The organism is Streptomyces sp. NPDC015032, from assembly GCF_043080425.1.
GTDB lineage: Bacteria > Actinomycetota > Actinomycetes > Streptomycetales > Streptomycetaceae > Streptomyces.
This window is the reverse complement of record NZ_JBIBVN010000044.1, coordinates 25,394-42,762: the sequence shown is the minus strand read 5'-3', so window position 1 is coordinate 42,762 and position 17,369 is coordinate 25,394. Positions and strand designations below refer to the sequence as shown.

The following is a 17,369-nucleotide window of genomic DNA, read 5'->3' as shown; positions in this document are numbered from 1 at the left end:
GTCCGGCGGCACGTGCGGTGAGCCGGTCGCGCGCCGTGGCCGCGGCGGATGGTCGTCGTCGGCGCCGAGGGTGACGGAGCGGCGCACACCGTGGTGCGTCCCGTCGGATTCGCGCGTGCCCTGTAAAGGTGGAACACGTGAAGGCCATTCGTCGATTCACCGTGCGTCCCGTCCTCCCCGATCCCCTTCAACCGCTCAGCGACCTCGCCCACAATCTGCGCTGGTCCTGGCACACCGAGACCCGTGAGCTCTTCCAGGCCGTCGACCCGGAGGCCCGGCGGACGGCGGAGTGCGACCCGGTACGGCTGCTCGGTGCCGTATCCGCCGGGCGACTCGCCGAACTCGCCGGAGACCAGCAGTTCCTGCACCGGCTGACCGAGGTGTCCGCGGACCTCCGGGGCTACCTGAACGGGCCCAGGTGGTACCAGGAGCAACTGGCCCGGGGGGCGGAGCTGCCGGCCGCCGTCGCCTACTTCTCACCCGAGTTCGGGGTGACCGCCGCTCTGCCCCAGTACTCCGGCGGGCTCGGCATCCTCGCCGGGGACCACCTGAAGGCCGCGAGCGACCTCGGCGTCCCTCTCGTCGCGGTCGGCCTGCTCTACCGGCACGGCTACTTCCGGCAGAGCCTGTCCCGCGACGGCTGGCAGCAGGAGCACTATCCCGTGCTCGACCCGAACGAGCTCCCGCTCACCCTGATGCGCGAGCCCGACGGCACCCCCAGCCAGGTGGTGCTGGCCCTTCCCGGTGGCCGTTCGCTGCACGCCCACATCTGGCGGGCCCAGGTGGGACGCGTACCGCTGCTGATGCTCGACTCCGCCGTGGAGGAGAACGCTCCGGGCGAACGCGAGGTGACCGACCGGCTGTACGGCGGCGGCAGCGAGCACCGGCTGCTCCAGGAGATGCTCCTCGGCATCGGCGGCGTACGGGCGGTACGGACGTACTGCCGCCTCACCGGCCATCCGGCGCCCGAGGTGTTCCACACCAACGAGGGGCACGCCGGTTTCCTCGGGCTCGAACGCATCCGTGAACTCTCCGGCAGCGGGCTGGACTTCGACTCCGCCGTCGAGTCGGTACGGGCCGGCACGGTCTTCACCACCCACACGCCCGTGCCGGCCGGGATCGACCGGTTCGACCGCGAGCTCATCGCCCGTCACTTCGGGGACGACGGCGAACTCCCGGGGGTCGGCGTCGAACGTGTCCTGCAACTGGGCATGGAGACCTACCCCGGCGGCGAGCCCGAACTCTTCAACATGGCGGTGATGGGGCTGCGGCTCGCCCAGCGGGCCAACGGGGTCTCCATCCTGCACGGCTCGGTCAGCCGGGAGATGTTCGCCGGGCTGTGGCCGGGCTTCGACGCGGCGGAGGTGCCGATCACCTCGGTGACCAACGGGGTCCACGCGCCCACCTGGGTCGCGCCCGAGGTCCTCCGGCTGCGCAAGGGCTACGGCGGTACTCCCGGCCGCTGGGACTCCGCCGTCGACGTCCCGGACCGGGAACTCTGGGATCTGCGGCGGGCCCTGCGCGCCCAACTGGTCGCCGAGGTGCGCGAACGGCTCTACGCCTCCTGGCGCGACCGGGGCGCGGAAGCCGCCGAACTCGGCTGGATCGACAACGTGCTGGACCCGGACGTGCTGACGATCGGCTTCGCCCGGCGGGTGCCCTCGTACAAGCGGCTGACGCTGATGCTGCGCGACCGCGACCGGCTGAGGGAACTGCTGCTCCACCCGGCCCACCCGGTCCAGATCGTCGTCGCGGGCAAGGCCCACCCCGCCGACGACGGCGGAAAGCGGCTGGTGCGGGAGCTGGTGCGGTTCTCCGACGATCCACGTGTGCGCCATCGCATCGTGTTCCTGCCGGACTACGGGATGGCCATGGCGCAGAAGCTCTACCCGGGCTGCGACGTCTGGCTCAACAACCCGCTGCGCCCGCTGGAGGCCTGTGGTACCAGCGGCATGAAGGCCGCGCTCAACGGCTGCCTCAACCTCTCGGTCCTCGACGGCTGGTGGGACGAGTGGTTCGAGCCGGACTTCGGCTGGGCGATCCCGACGGCCGACGGACTGGGCGCGGACGAGGACCGCCGTGACGATCTGGAAGCGGGTGCCCTCTACGAGCTGATCGAGGACCGGATCGCGCCGCGCTTCTACGACCGGGGCGGCGGCGAGGGGCTCCCCGAGCGCTGGATCGACATGGTCCGCCGCACCCTGGGCACCCTCGGGCCCAAGGTCCTGGCGGGGCGCATGGTGGCCGAGTACGTGGAGCGGCTGTACGTGCCCGCCGCGATCGCCCAGCGTGCGCTGGACCCCGGCACGGCGCGGCAGCTCGCCGACTGGAAGGCCCGGGTCCGCGCCGCCTGGCCGCGCGTCGCCGTCGACCATGTGGAGGCGGTGGCGTCCGCCATGGCGGGCGGCCCGGCCGAGCGCGGATCGACGCTGCTGCTGCGGGTCAGGATCGCGCTCGGGGTGCTGGAGCCGGAGGATGTGGAGGTGCAGGCGGTGGCGGGCCGGGTGGACGCCGCCGACGGGATCTCGGACGCCCAGGTCTTCCCGCTGAAGCCCGCCGGAGGCCAGGACCTGGAGGGCCGCTGGCTGTACGACGGCCCGCTGGCCCTCGACCGCACGGGTCCGTACGGCTACACCGTGCGGGTGCTCCCCGCCCATCCACTGCTGGCGACCGGCGCGGAACTCGGCCTGGTGGCGCTGCCGACGGAGTCGACGGGGGACGGCGCGGGCCTGCTGATGCGCTGACGTACCGCCGGGTGGGACCCGGCACCGCCGGCCGGTTCCCACCGCGGACGTGAAACCGCCCGGGAGGAAGCGAGAGCTCCTCCCGGGCGGTTCGTGCCGGACCGGGCCGGACCCGGCTCCGGTGGTTCAGCGGGGCAGGCTGGTTCAGAAGGTCAGCTTGAAGCTGTTGAGCTTGCCGCTGTCGCCCGAGAAGACGTCCTGGACCTTCAGCTTCCAGGTGCCGTTCGCCGCCACGGAGGAGGCGTTGACCGTGTAGGTCGTCTGGACGTTGTCCGCCGAGTCGGAGATCGAGGAGTTCTTCAGGCGGAAGGTCGTACCGTTCGGGGCGACGAGGTCGATGGCCAGGTCACCGCGCCAGGTGTGGGTGATGTCCACGCCGACCTTGAGGGTGCTGGGCGCGTTGCCGGTGCGGCCGGTGACGTTGACCGAGCTGGTGACGGCCGAGCCGCCGTCCGGGATGGCGACGGGGGTGGAGTTCTCGAAGACCGTGCCGCCGGGGTCGGTGCCGCCACCGGGACGCTGGCCGACGTTGATGCCGGCCCAGGCGTCGGCGACGGCCTTGTACTCGGCGCTCGTCGTGCCGTACAGCTCACCGGCCGCGGCGAGGGTACCGGTGCGGGCCGCCGCGTAGTTCGTGGTCGAGGTGAACTTGGTGGTGAGCGCCTTGAACCAGATCAGCTCGGCCTTGTCGCGGCCGATGCCGGTCACCGGCAGGCCGTCGGACGTGGGGGAGTCGTACGAGACGCCGTTGATGACCTTGGCGCCGCTGCCCTCGGAGAGCAGGTAGAAGAAGTGGTTCGCCGGGCCCGAGGAGTAGTGGACGTCGATGTTGCCGATGCCCGAGTACCACGAGTCCTTGGACGCGCCGTCCTTGCTCGGCTTGTCCTGGTAGCGCAGCGGGGTGCCGTCGCCGTTGATGTCGATCTTCTCGCCGATGAGGTAGTCGCCCTTGTCGCTGGCGTTGTTGGCGTAGAACTCGACCGCGGTGGCGAAGATGTCGCTGGTCGCCTCGTTGAGGCCACCGGACTCGCCGCTGTAGATCAGGCCGGCGGTGTTGGAGGTGACACCGTGGGACATCTCGTGCGCGGCCACGTCGAGGGAGGTCAGCGGGTTCGCGTTGCCGCTGCCGTCGCCGTACGTCATGCAGAAGCAGCTGTCGTCCCAGAAGGCGTTGACGTAGTTGTTGCCGTAGTGGACGCGGGAGTACGCGCCGACGCCGTCGCCCCGGATACCGGTGCGGCCGTGGACGTTCTTGTAGTAGTCCCACGTCTCCGCCGCGCCGTAGTGCGCGTCGGCGGCGGCCGTCTCGGCGTTCTGCGGTGTGCCGTCGCCCCAGACGTCGGTGGACTTGGAGAACAGCGTCCCGGTGCCGGAGGAGCCGTGGTTCAGGTTGTACGTCTTGTGGTTGCCGCGGCCCGTGTCGGTCAGCGTGTACGACGGCGCGGTGCCGAGGGTGACCTGGCCGCTGTACTCGGTGTTGCCGGTGCCCTTCTCGATGCCCTGCCACTCGTACAGCTTCGCGCCGGTGGTCGCGTCGGTGATGACGTGCAGCTGGTTCGGGGTGCCGTCGTCCTGGAGGCCGCCGACGACGGTCTCGTAGGCGAGCTGCGGCTTGCCCTGGGCCGTCCAGACCACCTTGCGGGGTGCCCGGTCGGCCTCGGTCTTCTTGGAGCCGTCGGCCTTGGCGAGACCCAGCGCCTGCTTCTCGGCGACCGCGGGCGCGAGCTCGGCCGTCGTGTCCACGGCCTTCAGCTGGCCGCTGGTGACCTTGGACGCCTTGGTGACGCTCTCGGTCGTGCCGGCCTTGGTCTCCTCGACGACCAGGTCGCCGCCGAGCACCGGAAGTCCGGCGAAGGTGCGCTCGTAACGCGTGTGCGTGGTGCCGTCGTTGTCCTGGACGACGTCCCGGACGACGAGCTTCTCCTGAGAGCCGAGGCCGAGTTCCTTGGCCGTGGCCGCCTTGCTCGCGTTGGCCTCGCGGATCAGCTCGGCGCGCTCGGACGGGGTGAGCTGCTTGGCCAGGGCACCGTGCTTGGCACCGGCGGTCGCCGTCGGTGCGGCGGTGGTGCTGCCGGGGGTGGCGGTGGCCGTACCGGTCTGGACTCCGACGGCGAGGAGGGCTGCGGCGGCTACCAGAGCGCCGGTTGCGGTGGCACGACGGCGGGGCGTGGGTCTCACGCGGACTCCTTCTGCGAGGGGGGTACCGGCGGCGGGGTGGCCGTCGGAAGAACGAGAAGTGCGCAGAACGGGGTGAAGAGTGTCAGCCGGAAGACGGTTCTGTCAGGAGCGCGTCAACAAGTTGGCCGGAAGTCGTTCGTTGCCGGAAACGTCATGTTCGTTAAGCGGACGTTTCGCCGATCATCACCACGATGTTGTCCGGCATCCGTCGCGGCCCGAATCCGAAGAGTGAGACCAGGTCGAGGCCGAACTCATCGTGTTCGAACAGTGAGTTGAGGAACGGGTCGCCGCCCCTGGCCGAGATGGCATAGAAGTGTGGCTCATTTCTTACCATCCACTCCGCGTCCGACAGCCCGGTGTCCTGCCGCGCCCGCACCTCCGTGCCGGCGGCCATGGCCAGTCCCTGGACGTGGGCGAACAGCGTGAGGTGGATGTGCAGCACGGTGCGCGACGGCAGCCCGGTGCCCGTGAGGGCGCGCGGCACCCACTCTGAGTACCGCATCGCGTGCGGGGACGCGGTGGGCCGGGCGAAGGAAGTCATGGCCTGTGCCACCCACGGATGGCGCCGGTACACCGACCGCAGCCACCGGGCGGCGAGTTCGAGCCCCGACCGCCGGTCACGGGGCGCGGTGCCCGGCGGCCGTTCCCCGAAGACCTCGTCGGACATTCACAGCCGGACCAGTTCGGTCCTGCCCGGCACATGGCGGTACATGGTGGTACGGCGGCATGGTGGAGGTGTACAGCGCGGTCGCGACCCGGCGCATGGACACGCGGTCCGGCCACCCGATACGACAAGACCGCAACCATCTACCTTGCCGGACTCCGCATCGCCGCCATCTTCATCCGGTCGGGCAGGTGATCTGAAAGAAGCTGCCTAGTCCTGCGGTGCCAGGGTGCGCAGGACGTCGAACTCATTGCCCTCGGGGTCGGCCATGACCACCCAGTTCCGGTCCGGACCCTGGCCCACGTCCGTCCTGGTGGCGCCGAGGCCGAGCAGTCTGGTCACCTCGTCCTCGGTACTGCCGTCGATCGGGCTGACATCGAGATGAAGCCGGTTCTTGACGGCCTTGCCCTCGGGTACACGGATGAACACCAGGGTAGGCGGCATCTGGCGGGCCCGGACATCCTCGACGGTCGGGACCCAGGAGCCGATTTCGACCTTGCCCTCGCTCCTGTCGATCACCTTGAACTCCAGGACCTCGCACCAGAAGGCCGCAAGCCTCTCCGGGTCCTGGCAGTCAACGGTCAACTCGGTGAACCTGCTTGTCATGCTTCTCCCAGATATTGCGGACGGGGCTCAGCGTAGGTCGCCCGCTCGACAGATCCGAGATCTTTTTGCCCAGGGACGTCAGCCGGTCCTGATCCGGAGGAAACCGCCCAGGCATCGGCCAGTTTGATGGCGGTGCGCACGATGTGCTCACGGCTCACGGCTCACGGCGGGCCCAGTCCTCGCGCCGGGGCGGTTTCTCGTCGTGTGCGGTCAGGGCCGGGGAGGGTTCCGGCACAGGCAGAACGGATGCCCGGCCGGGTCGGTGTTGATCTCCCAGCCCAGCAGCTCGGCATAGAACTCGGCCAGCTTCCAGGGGCCGGGACAGTCGAGGATGACATCGGTGAACGTCAGCATTCGATCATCGTAAAATGCGGCGCCGGACGCCCGCGATGCCTTAAACGCGTCAGCCGGTGGTGAGCACCATCCGAAAGCGGGCGGCGCCGGACATCATCTTCCGGTACGCCTCGTCGACCGCGTCCAACGGCACGGTCTCGGTCATCGGGCGGATTCCGTGCAGGGCGCTGAACGCCAGGGTGTCCTGCACGTCCTGCGCGGTGCCCGACGGGTGGCCCCGGACGACCTTGCCGTTCATGATCAGCTGGGCCGGGCTGATGGCCAGCGGTTCGGGGTCCACGCCGATGACCACCAGCTCACCGCGCGGGGCGAGCCCGTCCACGGTCGCCGTGATGGCCGCGGAGTTGGCGGCGGTGGCCAGGACGACCCCGGCGCCGCCGAGGGATTGCAGCGCGTCCGCGACGGAGGTGTCCGCCGTGCTGTCGATGTAGTGGTGCGCGCCGAGCTCCTTGGCGAAGTCCGCCTTGGCCGCTCCACGGGCGATGGCCACGGTCTCGAAGCCCATCGCGGCCGCGTACTGCACCCCCAGGTGGCCGAGGCCCCCGATGCCGAGCACGGCGACGAGGTCACCCGGCCGGGCGGAGCTGCGCCGCAGCCCGTTGTACGTGGTCACCCCCGCGCAGGCCATGGGTGCCGCATCGGCCGCCGCCAGTGCGTCGGGAATCCGGGCCAGGGCGTCCACCGGCGCGATCACCGTCTCGGCATAGCCCCCGTCGTACGCCCAGCCGGGAACCTTCAGGTTCTGGCACACGACGAAGTCGCCCTGCCTGCAGGGTGTGCAGTGGCCGCAGCTGCCGCCGAACCAGCCCACCGCCACCCGGTCGCCCACCTGCCAGATGTCCTGCGTTCCCTCACCGAGCTCCTCGATCCGCCCGGCGATCTCATGCCCGGGGACCACCGGAAACCGCACGCCCGGAACCGCGTCGTCCACGAAGAGGGAGTCGCTGTGACAGACCCCGCAGGCCTCCACGGCCACGCGTACGTGACAGGGGTCCGGTCGCGGCTTCTCGCGCTCGACGATCTCGAACGGACCTCCGGCGGTGGTGACCTGCGCGGTTCGGTAGATGTTCATCTGAATCTCTCCGGGTCATGGGCGGACGCCCCCGGATCCAGCAGACCAGCTCCGGCCCGGTCACGCGCGCCGGACGGGGCGGACGAGGGGCCGGACGGAGCGGGCGCGGCGTACGAGGGACGGGCGCGCGGCCGGACGCGTCAGCCGGCGAAGCCCGGCACCACCAGACCGGACTCGTACGCGATCACCACCGCGTGGGTCCGGTTCTGCGCGCCGAGCTTGGTCAGCACGTTCCCGACGTGGGTCTTCACCGTCTCCAGGCTCACCGTGAGCGACTCCGCGATCTCCGGGTTGGACAGGCCGGTGGCCATCAACCGCAGCACCTCCTCCTCCCGCCCCGTCAGCGCCGCCTTCGGCAACGCCTCGGCGGAGCCCAGCGGGCGGGCGGCGACCATCCGGCGCAGTGCCGCCGGGAAGAGGATCGCCTCCCCCGCCGCCACCACCCGCACCGCTTCTGCGATCTGCCGGACCGGAAGCCGCTTGAGCACGAACCCACTGGCCCCCGCGCCGAGCGCGGCGGTGACGTAGCCGTCGTTCTCGAAGGTGGTGATCACCACGACCTTCGGCGGTTCGGCCGACTCGGCAAGGAGTTGCCGGGTGGCCTCGATGCCATTGCGACGCGGCATCCGCACGTCCATCAGAACCACGTCCGGCCGCAGCAGCCGCGCCTGTTCGACCGCCTCGACGCCGTCGGCAGCCTCCCCGACCACCGTGATCCCCTGCTGTGCCGCGAGCAGCATGCGCAGACCGCTGCGGGTCACCTCGTCGTCGTCCGCGATCAGGAGTGTGACAGGGGTGCCGGCAGGGCCGGCGGTGGCGGGGCCGGTGCCGGTCGTGACGGCTGAGCTCGCGCCGGGGCCGGTCGTGACGGCTTCGCTCGCATCAGAGCCGATCATGCCGACAACCGTACCGGCAGCCGGACCGCCAACCGCCAGTGCTGCGGCCCGTCCGGACCGGCCTCGATCTCGCCGTGCAGCAGCCGCACACGCTCGGCCAGCCCGGGCAGGCCGTGCCCGGACGTCGGGAAGGCACCCGGGCCGGTACCTCTGCCCGTACCCATACCCGTACCCGTCCCCGCGCCGGTCCGGTTGACCACACCGAGTTCCAGTCCGTCCGGCGCGACCGTCACACGGACCTCGATCGGACCGTTCGCCCCGTGCCGCAACGCGTTCGTCAACCCCTCCTGCAGGATCCGGTACGCGGCCCGGGAGAGCGTCCCCTGGACCTGTGCCAGCTCGCCCGACAGCTCCGGCTCCACCACCGCGCCCGCGTGCCGCAACCGGTCCAGCAGCTCAGGCAGGTCGGCCAGGGTCCGGGGCGGCGCTGTCTCCGCCTTCTCCTCGCGCAGCACGCCCAGCACGTAGTCCAGGTCCTCCAGCGCGGCCCGGGCCGACTCCTCGATGCTGCGCAGGGCGGCCCGCGCCGCCACCGGGTCGGCGGAGAGCACCTCGCCCGCCACCGCCGCCTGGATGGTCGCCGCCGTCAGCGTGTGCCCGATCGAGTCGTGCAGCTCGTGGGCCAGCCGGTTGCGTTCGGCCAGCCGCAGCTCCCGCTCGGCCGCCAGCGCGAGCCGTTCGGCCGACGACGGCCCCAGCAGCCTCGGCGCCAGCCACCGCAGTGTGTTCGTCACCGCCACGCACACAGCGGCCGCCAGCAGCACGCAGCCGAGCGCCATCACCCAGCTGCCCCAGCCGCCCGCCGCCCGTACCGACCAGCCGAACAGACTCAGCCCCGCCTCGGCGCCGAGCCAATTCCCCGGGAGGGTCAGGCCCGCGAGGATCAGCACACCGCTGACCAGTGCCGCCGTCCACCCCAGTGCCACGTGCAGCAGCAGCCAGACCGGAGTCCGCCAACGGTCGGCGCCGGACGGCACGGCGGGGGCCGGCCCGGTGCCGGGGGAGCTCGCGGACCGACGTGCGGCCACCGGATCCGGCAACGGCACCCCCAGCAGTCGACGGGCGGACGCGATCAGTACCCGCCGCGTGGTGCGGGCCAGCCCGACCGCGCCGATCAGCGTCGCCCAGACCAGCAGGGCCAGAACAATCTGCACTCCCTCCGGAGCGGATCCCCACGCCAGTACCGGCAGCAGTGCGAAAAACAGCAGCGGAATGCTCGCCAACGCGCCGCAATAGGCGAACAGCGCACCCGCATATGTGGAGCCGCGCAGCAGCGGCCGGATTCCTCTGATCACAATCGGCCAGTATGACCGGACAGCTCAGCGGTGGCCTCCCCCGATCGAGGGAGCCCTTTCTCCTGCCTTCCCGTGATGCGCACCTAGGGCCCCGGAAACCAGAATCGAGTTCTGCGCAGTCGACGGGAGGACGGATGAGGAACATGCAAGGGACAGAGACGTCGCGGAACAACACGGCGCCGGCCGAGACCGGGTCGGCCCGGACGACGTCGACGCCGACTCGGGCGGCATCGACCGGGGTCGCCGGTGCGGACTCCGATTCCCCGTATCCGAAAGACGCCGGCCACGGCATGCGGCCTCCGGCAGGCAGGAATGGCCTGGCCGTGGCCGCCATGGTGCTCGGCGTCATCGGCCTCATCACCTCGATCGTCTTCGTCGGCGGCCTGCTCGGCGCCATCGGTCTGATCCTGGGCATCGCCGCGCTGATGAGGGCCAGGCGGACCGGCGTCGGCCGGGGCATGTCCATCACCGGCGTGGTGACGTCGTCCCTCGCGATCGTGGTGTCCATCCTGGCCGCCATTCTCCTGGCCTGGTACGCCAACAACACGCAGAAGTGCTACCAGCCGGAGAGCTTCCAGCAGTACAAGCAGTGCGTCCACCAGCAGCTCACCAAAGACTGACCGGCGGCCCAATCACCTCTCCCAGCAAGGAAAAGCAACACTGTGCGAAACAGACGAGCAGCAACTCTACTGGCTGTCGGTGCCGCGACGACTTTCCTTTCGGCGCTCACCCCCGCAACGGCCTTTGGCGCATCTTTGACGACCGTGGCCAAGGACCCTCTGCGGCAGTACACGCAGCAGAATCCCCGATGGCATCGGTGCGACGCGGAGAACCCCGCCACCTATCAGTGCGCGACCCTCAAGGTGCCGCTGGACTACAGCGATCCCGGCGGGAAAAGGATCGACATCGCGGTGTCCCGGCTGAAGGCAGGCAGCGCAAAGGAGCGCCGCGGTGTTCTGCTGCTCAACCCCGGCGGCCCCGGCGGGGCGGGCCTGAGCATGCCCGTGGACCCGGTACTGAACCTTCCCCGGAAAGTGAAGAGACAGTACGACCTCATCGGGTTCGATCCGAGGGGCGTCGGGCAGAGCTCTCCGGTCAGCTGCGGTCTGACCGACGACGAAGGAAACGACGAGCGCCCGTACAAGGCCGGGACATTCACGAAGGACGTGAAGTGGGCACGCACGGTGGCCGACAAATGCCGGGCCGAGGCGGGTGACACACTGCGGCACCTCACCACTCGCAACACCGCTCGCGACATGGACGTCGTCCGTGCCGTGCTGGGAGAGAAGAAGATCTCCTACCTGGGGTACTCCTACGGCACCTACCTCGGCGCCGTCTACACGCAGATGTTCCCCCGGCGGACCGACCGGTTCGTGCTGGACAGCGCGACCGATCCCGCGCGGGTCTGGCGGGGCATGTTCCAAGCGTTGGCGGAGGGGGCCGAGCCCGCCTTCACGCGATGGAGCGAATGGACTGCCCGGCGGCACACGACGTACGGACTGGGCCATACCCCGGCCGAGGTCCGCGAGACCTTCCGGAAGCTGATCGCCCGGGCCGACGGCAGGCCCATCGACTCCGGCGGGACACCCCTCACCGGTGACGACATCCGCTCCGAGCTGCGCGCCACGTTCTTCCGTGTACAGAGTGCCGCCGAAAGGGTCGCCGAGCTGAAGAAGGCGGCCGAGGGCCAGGAGCCGGCCCCGTCCGACACGCCCGAGCAGGCCCCGGACCCCGCCCCACCGGCGTTCGCCCGTGACGTCCCCTCGGACAATGACGCCGCGAGTGCGTGGGCTGTCCTGTGCGCCGACACCCGTACCTGGCCGCGCGATCCCGAGCAGTACCGCCGCGACGCGATCCGCGACAGGGCCCGCTACCCGCTGTACGGCGATTTCGCGTCCCACATCAAGCCGTGCGCCTTCTGGAAACAGGGCAGCGAGCCGACGACCACGGTGAACAACGAGGTCGATGCGCTGATCCTGCAGAACCAGTGGGACCCTCAAACGCCCCTGGCCGGCGCCCAGGCCATGCACCGGGCCCTGCACGGCTCCCGGATGATCACCGTCGCCGGAGGGGAAGGGCACGGCGTCTACGGCACCAACTCCTGTGCGGACAAGAGCGCCACGGCCTATCTGACCACGGGCAGGCTCCCGGCCGAGGACCTGACCTGCCGAGCGCCGTCGGATACTCGGAGCGGCTGACTCCGGGGCGGCGAGGGGGACGCCGGTTCAAGAGGAAGGTGGCCGCTCGCCGTGCCATGAGCGCCAGAGCGCGGCGTAGGCGCCGTCGGCCGCCACGAGCTCGTCGTGGGTGCCCAGTTCGGTGAGCCGGCCGTCTTCCATCACGGCCACTCGGTCGGCGTCGTGGGCCGTCTGCAGGCGGTGCGCGATGGCGACGACGGTCCGGCCTGCGAGGACGGCGGCCAGCGCCCGCTCCGTGTGCCGGGCGGCCCTCGGATCCAGGAGCGCGGTGGCCTCGTCGAGTATCAGCGTGTGCGGGTCGGCCAGCACCACGCGCGCCAGGGCGAGCTGCTGTGCCCGCGCGCCGTCCGGCCGGTGCGCCCCGTGGCCCAGATCGGTGTCCAGGCCGTCCGGAAGCTCGTCGGCCCAGTCGGCGCCGACGGCGTCGAGTGCCGCGCGCAGTTCGGCGTCGGTGGCGTCGGCCGAGGCGATCCTCAGGTTGTCCCGGACCGTCCCGAGGAAGACGTGGTGCTCCTGGGTGACGAGGACGACGTGCCGGCGCAGCCGGTCGGGGGCCAGGTCGGCGACCGGGACCCGTCCGACCGTCACCGAGCCGGTGCGCGGTGCGTCCAGGCCCGCCAGCAGCCTGCCCAGGGTGGTCTTGCCCGCGCCGGAGGGGCCGACGACCGCGAGCCGCTCGCCGGGACGGACCGTCAGGTCGACACCGTGCAGGACATCGCCCCCGTCGTCGTACGCGTAGCGCACATCCGTCACCTCGATCCGGTCGTCGGCCGGTGCGGGGGCGGCGGCTGGTGGTACCTGCGTCGCCGGGGCGAGGCCCTCGACCCTGGCGAAGGAGGCGCTGCTGCTCTGGAGCCGTTCCAGCCTCTGGAGGATGGTGTCCAGGGGCTGGGAGAGCTGCCGCAGATACAGGGCCGAGGCGACCACTGCACCGAGGCTCACCGTGCCGTGGTCGTGCAGTACGCCGCCGATCAGCAGGACACCGGCCACCGGAATGACGTACGAGACGTCCACGGCGGGGAAGAGCACACTGCGCAGGAACAACGTCCGCGTCCGGGTACGCCGGCACTCCTCGATGGCCTCCTCGCAGGCCGTGATACGGCGCTGCTGCAGCCCGAGGGCCTCGACGGTGCGGGCCCCGGCGGCGGTGGCCGCGAGCTGCTCCGCGAGAGCCGAGTTGGCGTCGCCCTCGGCCAGGTACGCGGTGAGCGCCCGGCGCAGATACCAGCGCGCGGCGAACCAGATCCCGAGCAGGCCCAGCACCCCGCACGCACCGAGCAGCGGGTCGACCGCGAAGACCGCGCCGAGGACGAACAGCGCCTGGACCGCGGCGATGAGCACCTCCGGCCCGGTGTCCCGCAGGGTGGCGCCGACCGCGGCGACATCGGTGGTGCCGCGGGTCATCAGATCGCCCGTGCCGGCCCGCTCGACCACCGGGGCGGGCAGCGCGAGCGTCCGGTCGGCGAACTCCTCGCGGATGCGCGCCAGAGTCCGCTCGCCGAAGCGGTGTCCTGCGTAACCGGCCCAACGGACCAGGAGGAGCTGCGCCACGGCGAAGGCGAGGATGGTGAGCGCCAGGCGGTCCACCGCGGCCACCCCGGCGCCGGCCCCGACCTCGTCGACGATGCGGCCGAGCAGCCACGGGCCGACGAGTCCGGCACCGGCGGCCAGCGCGTTGAGACCGATCACGGCGGCGAAGACGCGACCGTCCAGCCGGATCAGCCGGAGCGCCGCCCGGCGTACCCGGGACGGTTCGGCGATGGGCAGGGCCTGGGCCGTCGGCCCGGATGCGGCAGTCATCGCACGGCCTCCCCGGACGGCGGGACGGTTCCTTCGTCGGCGGGGTCGTCGTCCGTACCACGGGACACCAGGAGGCGGTAGCCGGGCTCTCGGTCCAGGAGTTCACGGTGGCTGCCGACGGCCGCGACGCGGCCGTCGACCAGGTAGTACACGGTGTCCGCCCGGTCCAGCACGAGCGGCGAGGTGCTGGTGACGACCGTGGTGCGGCCGGAGCGCGCGGCGCGCAGCCGGGTGGCGACGGCCGCCTCGGTGTGCGCGTCGACCGCCGAAGTGGGCTCCACCGCCAGCAGTACCTCGGGATCGGCCAGCAGGGCCCGGACCAGCCGGACCCGCTGGCGCTGGCCTCCGGAGAGGTTGCGGCCCTGCGCGGCGAGAGGAGAGTTGAGTCCGTCCGGCAGCCCGCGCACGATGTCCTGCGCGACGGCCGCGTACAGGGCGCGGCCGATGGACTCCTCGTCCCGGTCCCGGGCGCCGCCGATCACCTCGCGCAGCGGACCTGCGAACAGATCGGCCTCGTTGTCCGCGACCAGGATCCGGCGGCGTACCTGCGTCAGGTCGATCTCGTCGAGGCGTATCGCGCCCCAGGTCGCGGCCGACCCGGTGAACCGGCCGAGCCGCTCGACCACCGCCGCGGACTCCGACGGCCGGGCGCCGGCCAGCGCGGTCAGCTTCCCAGGCGCCACCTCCACACCGGACTCGGGATCACGGAGCGTGGACGCAGACCCCGGCCCGTCAGCTGCCGCCTCGCCGCCCGCGGAATCGGACTCCAGGTCCAGGAAACGTATGACCCGGCGGGCGGCGACCAGGCCGCGGCTGAGGTCGTAGCCGCCCTCGATGAAGAACTCGACCGGCACCACGAGCACTGCGGCATACCCGTAGACCGCGACCAACTCGCCGACGCTGATGGTCCCCTGAGCGGCCATCCGGGCCGCCAGCCAGGTCACGGCCGCGAGGAACAGCGTGGGCAGTCCGACGCCGAGGGCCTGGATCCAGCTGGTCACCGCGCCGACGCGGTACCCCTCCGCCAGCAACTCCTGCGAGCCGCGCCGGTAGCGCTCGGCGTACACCTCCTTGCCGCCGATGCCGTTGAGGACGCGCAGGCCCCCGACCATGTCCTCGAAACGGCCGACGAGCCCGCCCTGCCGTTCCCGGTACGTCGTCTCGACGCCCTGCAACCGCCCCAGCAACGGGCCGACCAGCACCACGAGCAGCGGAACCCCGAGCAGCACCACCGCGGCGAGCAGCGGTTCCACGGCCAGCAGCAGCGCGGCCACGACGACGAAGGCGAGGACTGCGCCGACACCGGGGCCGGTGATGGTCAACGTGTTGGCGATCACGGCGACGTCGCCGAACCCGATCGTGACGACCTCCCCGGCCGTGACCCGGCGCGGCAGCGCGCCGCCCAGCCTGGTCGCCTGTGTGACGACGGCCCGCACGGAACGGAACGCGGCGTCCAGACGCACCCTGGTCATCGTGCGGTGCCGCATGATGGCCAGCCAGGCGTTCAGCACCCCCACGCCCAGCAGGGCCGCGACCCAGCCGGCCAGCGCGGGCCACCGCCCCGGTCGCAGCCCGTCGTCGATGGCGCGGGACAGCAGGTACGGAGGCAGCGTCAGACAGACCATCCAGGCGCTGCCGAGCAGCGAACCGGCGGCGATCCGGTGGCGCTGACAGACGATCAGCCACCACAGGTACCGCGTGGCGCTGCGGCGGTCGGGAGGCCGTATCGGGTGCAGTGGGCGGTTCCTGATCTCGATCCCTCCCCGGGGCGGCAGCGGAACGCGGTCGCGGATGCCTGCTCCACGGATCGTACGGACAGCGTGTACGTGCAGTCCGTGTCGGGGACGACGACGAGGAGCGGGGCGCCGCTCTTGATGTGTGCGTGGGCGGCGCGTTGGCTCTCGCGGTTCTCGTACCAGGCGCGGAGTTCCGCGAGGTGGCCGAGGTGCGGGTCGAGGCCGAGCCGGTCCGCGATCCACAGCGCCTGTCCGCCGAGCCATCGCAGCGCGAGGACGGGGGAGATGGTCCGGAAGGTGCCCAGGACGTAGCGCGCTGTCTCGCCGGTGCCGTGCACGAGCCCTTCGGCGGTCGCCGCGCACTGGTAACTCTCCTGATCGGGCGTTGTGTTCACCTCATCGGTCACAGGATCCGCCCCGCGCTCCGGGCATTGCACCGCGCAGTCTCGGCCCGCAACCGCTCCATCGGGCTCGGCGGCCGCACGTTCCCGGGCTCCGCCTCCCACTCCGTACCGCCGCAGACCGGCCGCAACGACCAGTACGGGCCGGCCGTCCCTCGGAACTCGCCGACTTGGTCACGGCGGCTGGTATCCACCAACAGCGTTCCTCTGGTGGGTACTTGTGGGGGCTTCTGCTCGATCGGGGGGTCGTCTTTCGAAGACATGGGCCACTCCTCTCCGTAACGGTTTCGCTACCAAGGGGGATCAATGTGGCCTAGAGTCAAAGGGTCTTCAACTTGCACAAGTTGTTCGGGGAATCGGGCGGTGGCTGTTGAATCGGAAAGAGTTAGACCCTGAGGAATCACTGAGTGCGCAGTTCGGGCAACGTCTACGCACGCTGAGAGATGCACGAGGCTGGACACAGGACGAGCTGGCCGCGCGTATCGGATGCTCGGGAACGCATATTTCAGCCGTAGAAACTGGTCGCCGTCCTCCAACTCGCCGTTTTGCTGCAAGCGTTGACAGCGTGTTCGGCACCGGGGACAGGTTCGAACGTCAGAGCCTGGCTGTGCGTCACACGGCGCTCATCGAAGGGTTCCCGGAGTACGTCGCGCATGAGGCACGAGCCTCGGAGGTCAGGCTGTACGAGGTGGGCGTCATCCCTGGCCTGCTTCAGACGCTGGAGTACGCGGCGGCACTTGAAGCAGACGCAGTACGGCGGGCAGCAATCACCCCCGAGCAAGCCGACGAACGCGTCGGGCTGGTGGCGAAGCGCCAAACCGCTCTCGTGAGGTCGCCATCGCCCCTGATCTTCGCGGTGCTTGATGAAGGATGCATCCGGCGACCAATGGGTTCTCCCGCCGTCACGGACGCCCAGTTCGCGCGCTTGGTCGAGTTCGCCGAGCTGCCGAACACCGTGTTGCAGATTGCACCGTTCTCCATGGGAGAACGCAGACCGTTCAGCCTGCCCATCACCGTGCTCACCATGCCGGACCGTTCGCTGATGTCCTACGCCGAGTCCACTCACCGCGGCCATCTCGAACGGGAAAGTACGTTCGTGCTGCCGATACTGACGGCCTACCATCAGCTACAGGCCGAGGCGCTCTCCCAGGCGGCATCCGTGGCCATGATCGAGCAGGTACGAAAGGGCATCCCGTGACTACCGAATCCCCCCGTTGGTTCACGTCCTCCTACAGCGGCAACGGCGGCCAGTGCATCGAGGTCGCCGCCAACCTCGCCGCCCCGTTCGGCGCGGTCCCCGTCCGCGACTCGAAGAACCCGTGCGGCCCGGTGCTGAACGCCTCCGCCAACGCGTTCGCCTCGTTCGTGGCGGGCGTCAAGGCCGGAGACTTCGGCACCGTCTGACCGCCCGGTTTCGCGCGTACT

Annotated in this window: 16 protein-coding genes; 5 read left to right on the top strand and 11 right to left on the bottom strand. The window is 70.8% G+C overall.

The window, feature by feature from the left end; translation table 11 throughout:
- Window positions 1–137 precede the first annotated feature (137 nt).
- A complete protein-coding gene (gene glgP / locus ACF08M_RS35855; RefSeq protein ID WP_392189470.1) occupies window positions 138–2,744 on the top strand; it encodes an alpha-glucan family phosphorylase in 2,607 nt (868 codons plus the stop codon).
- Window positions 2,745–2,888: 144 nt separating this feature from the next.
- On the opposite strand, the gene ACF08M_RS35850 is transcribed toward glgP, so the two are convergent.
- From ACF08M_RS35850 to ACF08M_RS35820, 7 genes are all read right to left on the bottom strand, one after another.
- Complete coding sequence (locus ACF08M_RS35850; protein WP_392189469.1) at window positions 2,889–4,922, bottom strand: M4 family metallopeptidase; 2,034 nt, start codon at window positions 4,920–4,922, stop codon at window positions 2,889–2,891.
- A gap of 160 nt (window positions 4,923–5,082) precedes the next feature.
- Complete coding sequence (locus tag ACF08M_RS35845; protein WP_392189468.1) at window positions 5,083–5,589, bottom strand: TetR/AcrR family transcriptional regulator C-terminal domain-containing protein; 507 nt, start codon at window positions 5,587–5,589, stop codon at window positions 5,083–5,085.
- 207 nt (window positions 5,590–5,796) lie between these two features.
- The gene (locus ACF08M_RS35840) at window positions 5,797–6,192 is read right to left on the bottom strand and encodes a VOC family protein (RefSeq protein ID WP_392189467.1); all 396 of its coding nucleotides are present in this window, start codon (window positions 6,190–6,192) and stop codon (window positions 5,797–5,799) included.
- Window positions 6,193–6,402: 210 nt separating this feature from the next.
- On the bottom strand, window positions 6,403–6,546 hold the full coding sequence (locus tag ACF08M_RS35835) for a hypothetical protein (protein ID WP_392189466.1): 144 nt from the start codon (window positions 6,544–6,546) through the stop codon (window positions 6,403–6,405).
- Between the two features lie 49 nt (window positions 6,547–6,595).
- On the bottom strand, window positions 6,596–7,618 hold the full coding sequence (locus ACF08M_RS35830; RefSeq protein ID WP_392189465.1) for an alcohol dehydrogenase: 1,023 nt from the start codon (window positions 7,616–7,618) through the stop codon (window positions 6,596–6,598).
- 140 nt (window positions 7,619–7,758) lie between these two features.
- A complete protein-coding gene (locus ACF08M_RS35825; RefSeq protein WP_392189464.1) occupies window positions 7,759–8,514 on the bottom strand; it encodes a response regulator in 756 nt (251 codons plus the stop codon).
- Complete coding sequence (locus ACF08M_RS35820; protein WP_392189463.1) at window positions 8,511–9,809, bottom strand: histidine kinase; 1,299 nt, start codon at window positions 9,807–9,809, stop codon at window positions 8,511–8,513. Before ACF08M_RS35820 ends, ACF08M_RS35825 begins: the two co-directional genes overlap by 4 nt.
- 332 nt (window positions 9,810–10,141) lie before the next feature.
- Here ACF08M_RS35820 and ACF08M_RS35815 point away from each other — a divergent pair, with 332 nt between their 5' ends.
- Window positions 10,142–10,429 carry a DUF4190 domain-containing protein gene (locus ACF08M_RS35815; RefSeq protein ID WP_392189482.1) on the top strand — a complete coding sequence of 96 codons (288 nt, stop codon included), beginning with the start codon at window positions 10,142–10,144 and terminating at the stop codon, window positions 10,427–10,429.
- 42 nt (window positions 10,430–10,471) lie between these two features.
- Entirely contained in the window at window positions 10,472–12,007 is a 1,536-nt protein-coding gene (locus tag ACF08M_RS35810; RefSeq protein ID WP_392189462.1) for an alpha/beta hydrolase, read from the top strand.
- A gap of 27 nt (window positions 12,008–12,034) precedes the next feature.
- Here the strand turns inward: ACF08M_RS35810 and ACF08M_RS35805 are convergent, their stop codons facing one another.
- The 4 genes from ACF08M_RS35805 to ACF08M_RS35790 are packed head-to-tail and all read right to left on the bottom strand — an operon-like array spanning window position 12,035 to window position 16,207.
- Entirely contained in the window at window positions 12,035–13,807 is a 1,773-nt protein-coding gene (locus tag ACF08M_RS35805; RefSeq protein ID WP_392189461.1) for an ABC transporter ATP-binding protein, read from the bottom strand.
- A complete protein-coding gene (locus tag ACF08M_RS35800; protein ID WP_392189460.1) occupies window positions 13,804–15,432 on the bottom strand; it encodes an ABC transporter transmembrane domain-containing protein in 1,629 nt (542 codons plus the stop codon). The genes ACF08M_RS35805 and ACF08M_RS35800 overlap by 4 nt, the downstream gene beginning before the upstream one ends.
- A 53-nt stretch (window positions 15,433–15,485) precedes the next feature.
- On the bottom strand, window positions 15,486–15,938 hold the full coding sequence (locus ACF08M_RS35795) for a hypothetical protein (protein WP_392189459.1): 453 nt from the start codon (window positions 15,936–15,938) through the stop codon (window positions 15,486–15,488).
- An 8-nt stretch (window positions 15,939–15,946) separates the two neighbouring features.
- Window positions 15,947–16,207 carry a hypothetical protein gene (locus ACF08M_RS35790; protein ID WP_392189458.1) on the bottom strand — a complete coding sequence of 87 codons (261 nt, stop codon included), beginning with the start codon at window positions 16,205–16,207 and terminating at the stop codon, window positions 15,947–15,949.
- A 104-nt stretch (window positions 16,208–16,311) separates the two neighbouring features.
- Between ACF08M_RS35790 and ACF08M_RS35785 the strand changes: the two genes are divergently transcribed.
- Window positions 16,312–17,142 carry a helix-turn-helix domain-containing protein gene (locus tag ACF08M_RS35785; RefSeq protein WP_392189481.1) on the top strand — a complete coding sequence of 277 codons (831 nt, stop codon included), beginning with the start codon at window positions 16,312–16,314 and terminating at the stop codon, window positions 17,140–17,142.
- Window positions 17,139–17,348, top strand: a complete 210-nt coding sequence (locus ACF08M_RS35780) for a DUF397 domain-containing protein (RefSeq protein WP_392189457.1) — start codon at window positions 17,139–17,141, stop codon at window positions 17,346–17,348. Before ACF08M_RS35785 ends, ACF08M_RS35780 begins: the two co-directional genes overlap by 4 nt.
- Window positions 17,349–17,369 lie beyond the last annotated feature (21 nt).

Excerpts from the sequence above, each read along its gene's own strand:
- ACF08M_RS35845 (WP_392189468.1), bottom strand. The coding sequence starts at position 5,589 with ATGTCCGACGAGGTCTTCGGGGAACGGCCGCCGGGCACCGCGCCCCGT.
- ACF08M_RS35840 (WP_392189467.1), bottom strand. The coding sequence starts at position 6,192 with ATGACAAGCAGGTTCACCGAGTTGACCGTTGACTGCCAGGACCCGGAG.
- ACF08M_RS35835 (WP_392189466.1), bottom strand. The coding sequence starts at position 6,546 with ATGCTGACGTTCACCGATGTCATCCTCGACTGTCCCGGCCCCTGGAAG.
- ACF08M_RS35830 (WP_392189465.1), bottom strand. The coding sequence starts at position 7,618 with ATGAACATCTACCGAACCGCGCAGGTCACCACCGCCGGAGGTCCGTTC.
- ACF08M_RS35825 (WP_392189464.1), bottom strand. The coding sequence starts at position 8,514 with ATGATCGGCTCTGATGCGAGCGAAGCCGTCACGACCGGCCCCGGCGCG.
- ACF08M_RS35815 (WP_392189482.1), top strand. The coding sequence starts at position 10,142 with ATGGTGCTCGGCGTCATCGGCCTCATCACCTCGATCGTCTTCGTCGGC.
- ACF08M_RS35805 (WP_392189461.1), bottom strand. The coding sequence starts at position 13,807 with ATGACTGCCGCATCCGGGCCGACGGCCCAGGCCCTGCCCATCGCCGAA.
- ACF08M_RS35800 (WP_392189460.1), bottom strand. The coding sequence starts at position 15,432 with ATGGTCTGTCTGACGCTGCCTCCGTACCTGCTGTCCCGCGCCATCGAC.
- ACF08M_RS35790 (WP_392189458.1), bottom strand. The coding sequence starts at position 16,207 with ATGTCTTCGAAAGACGACCCCCCGATCGAGCAGAAGCCCCCACAAGTA.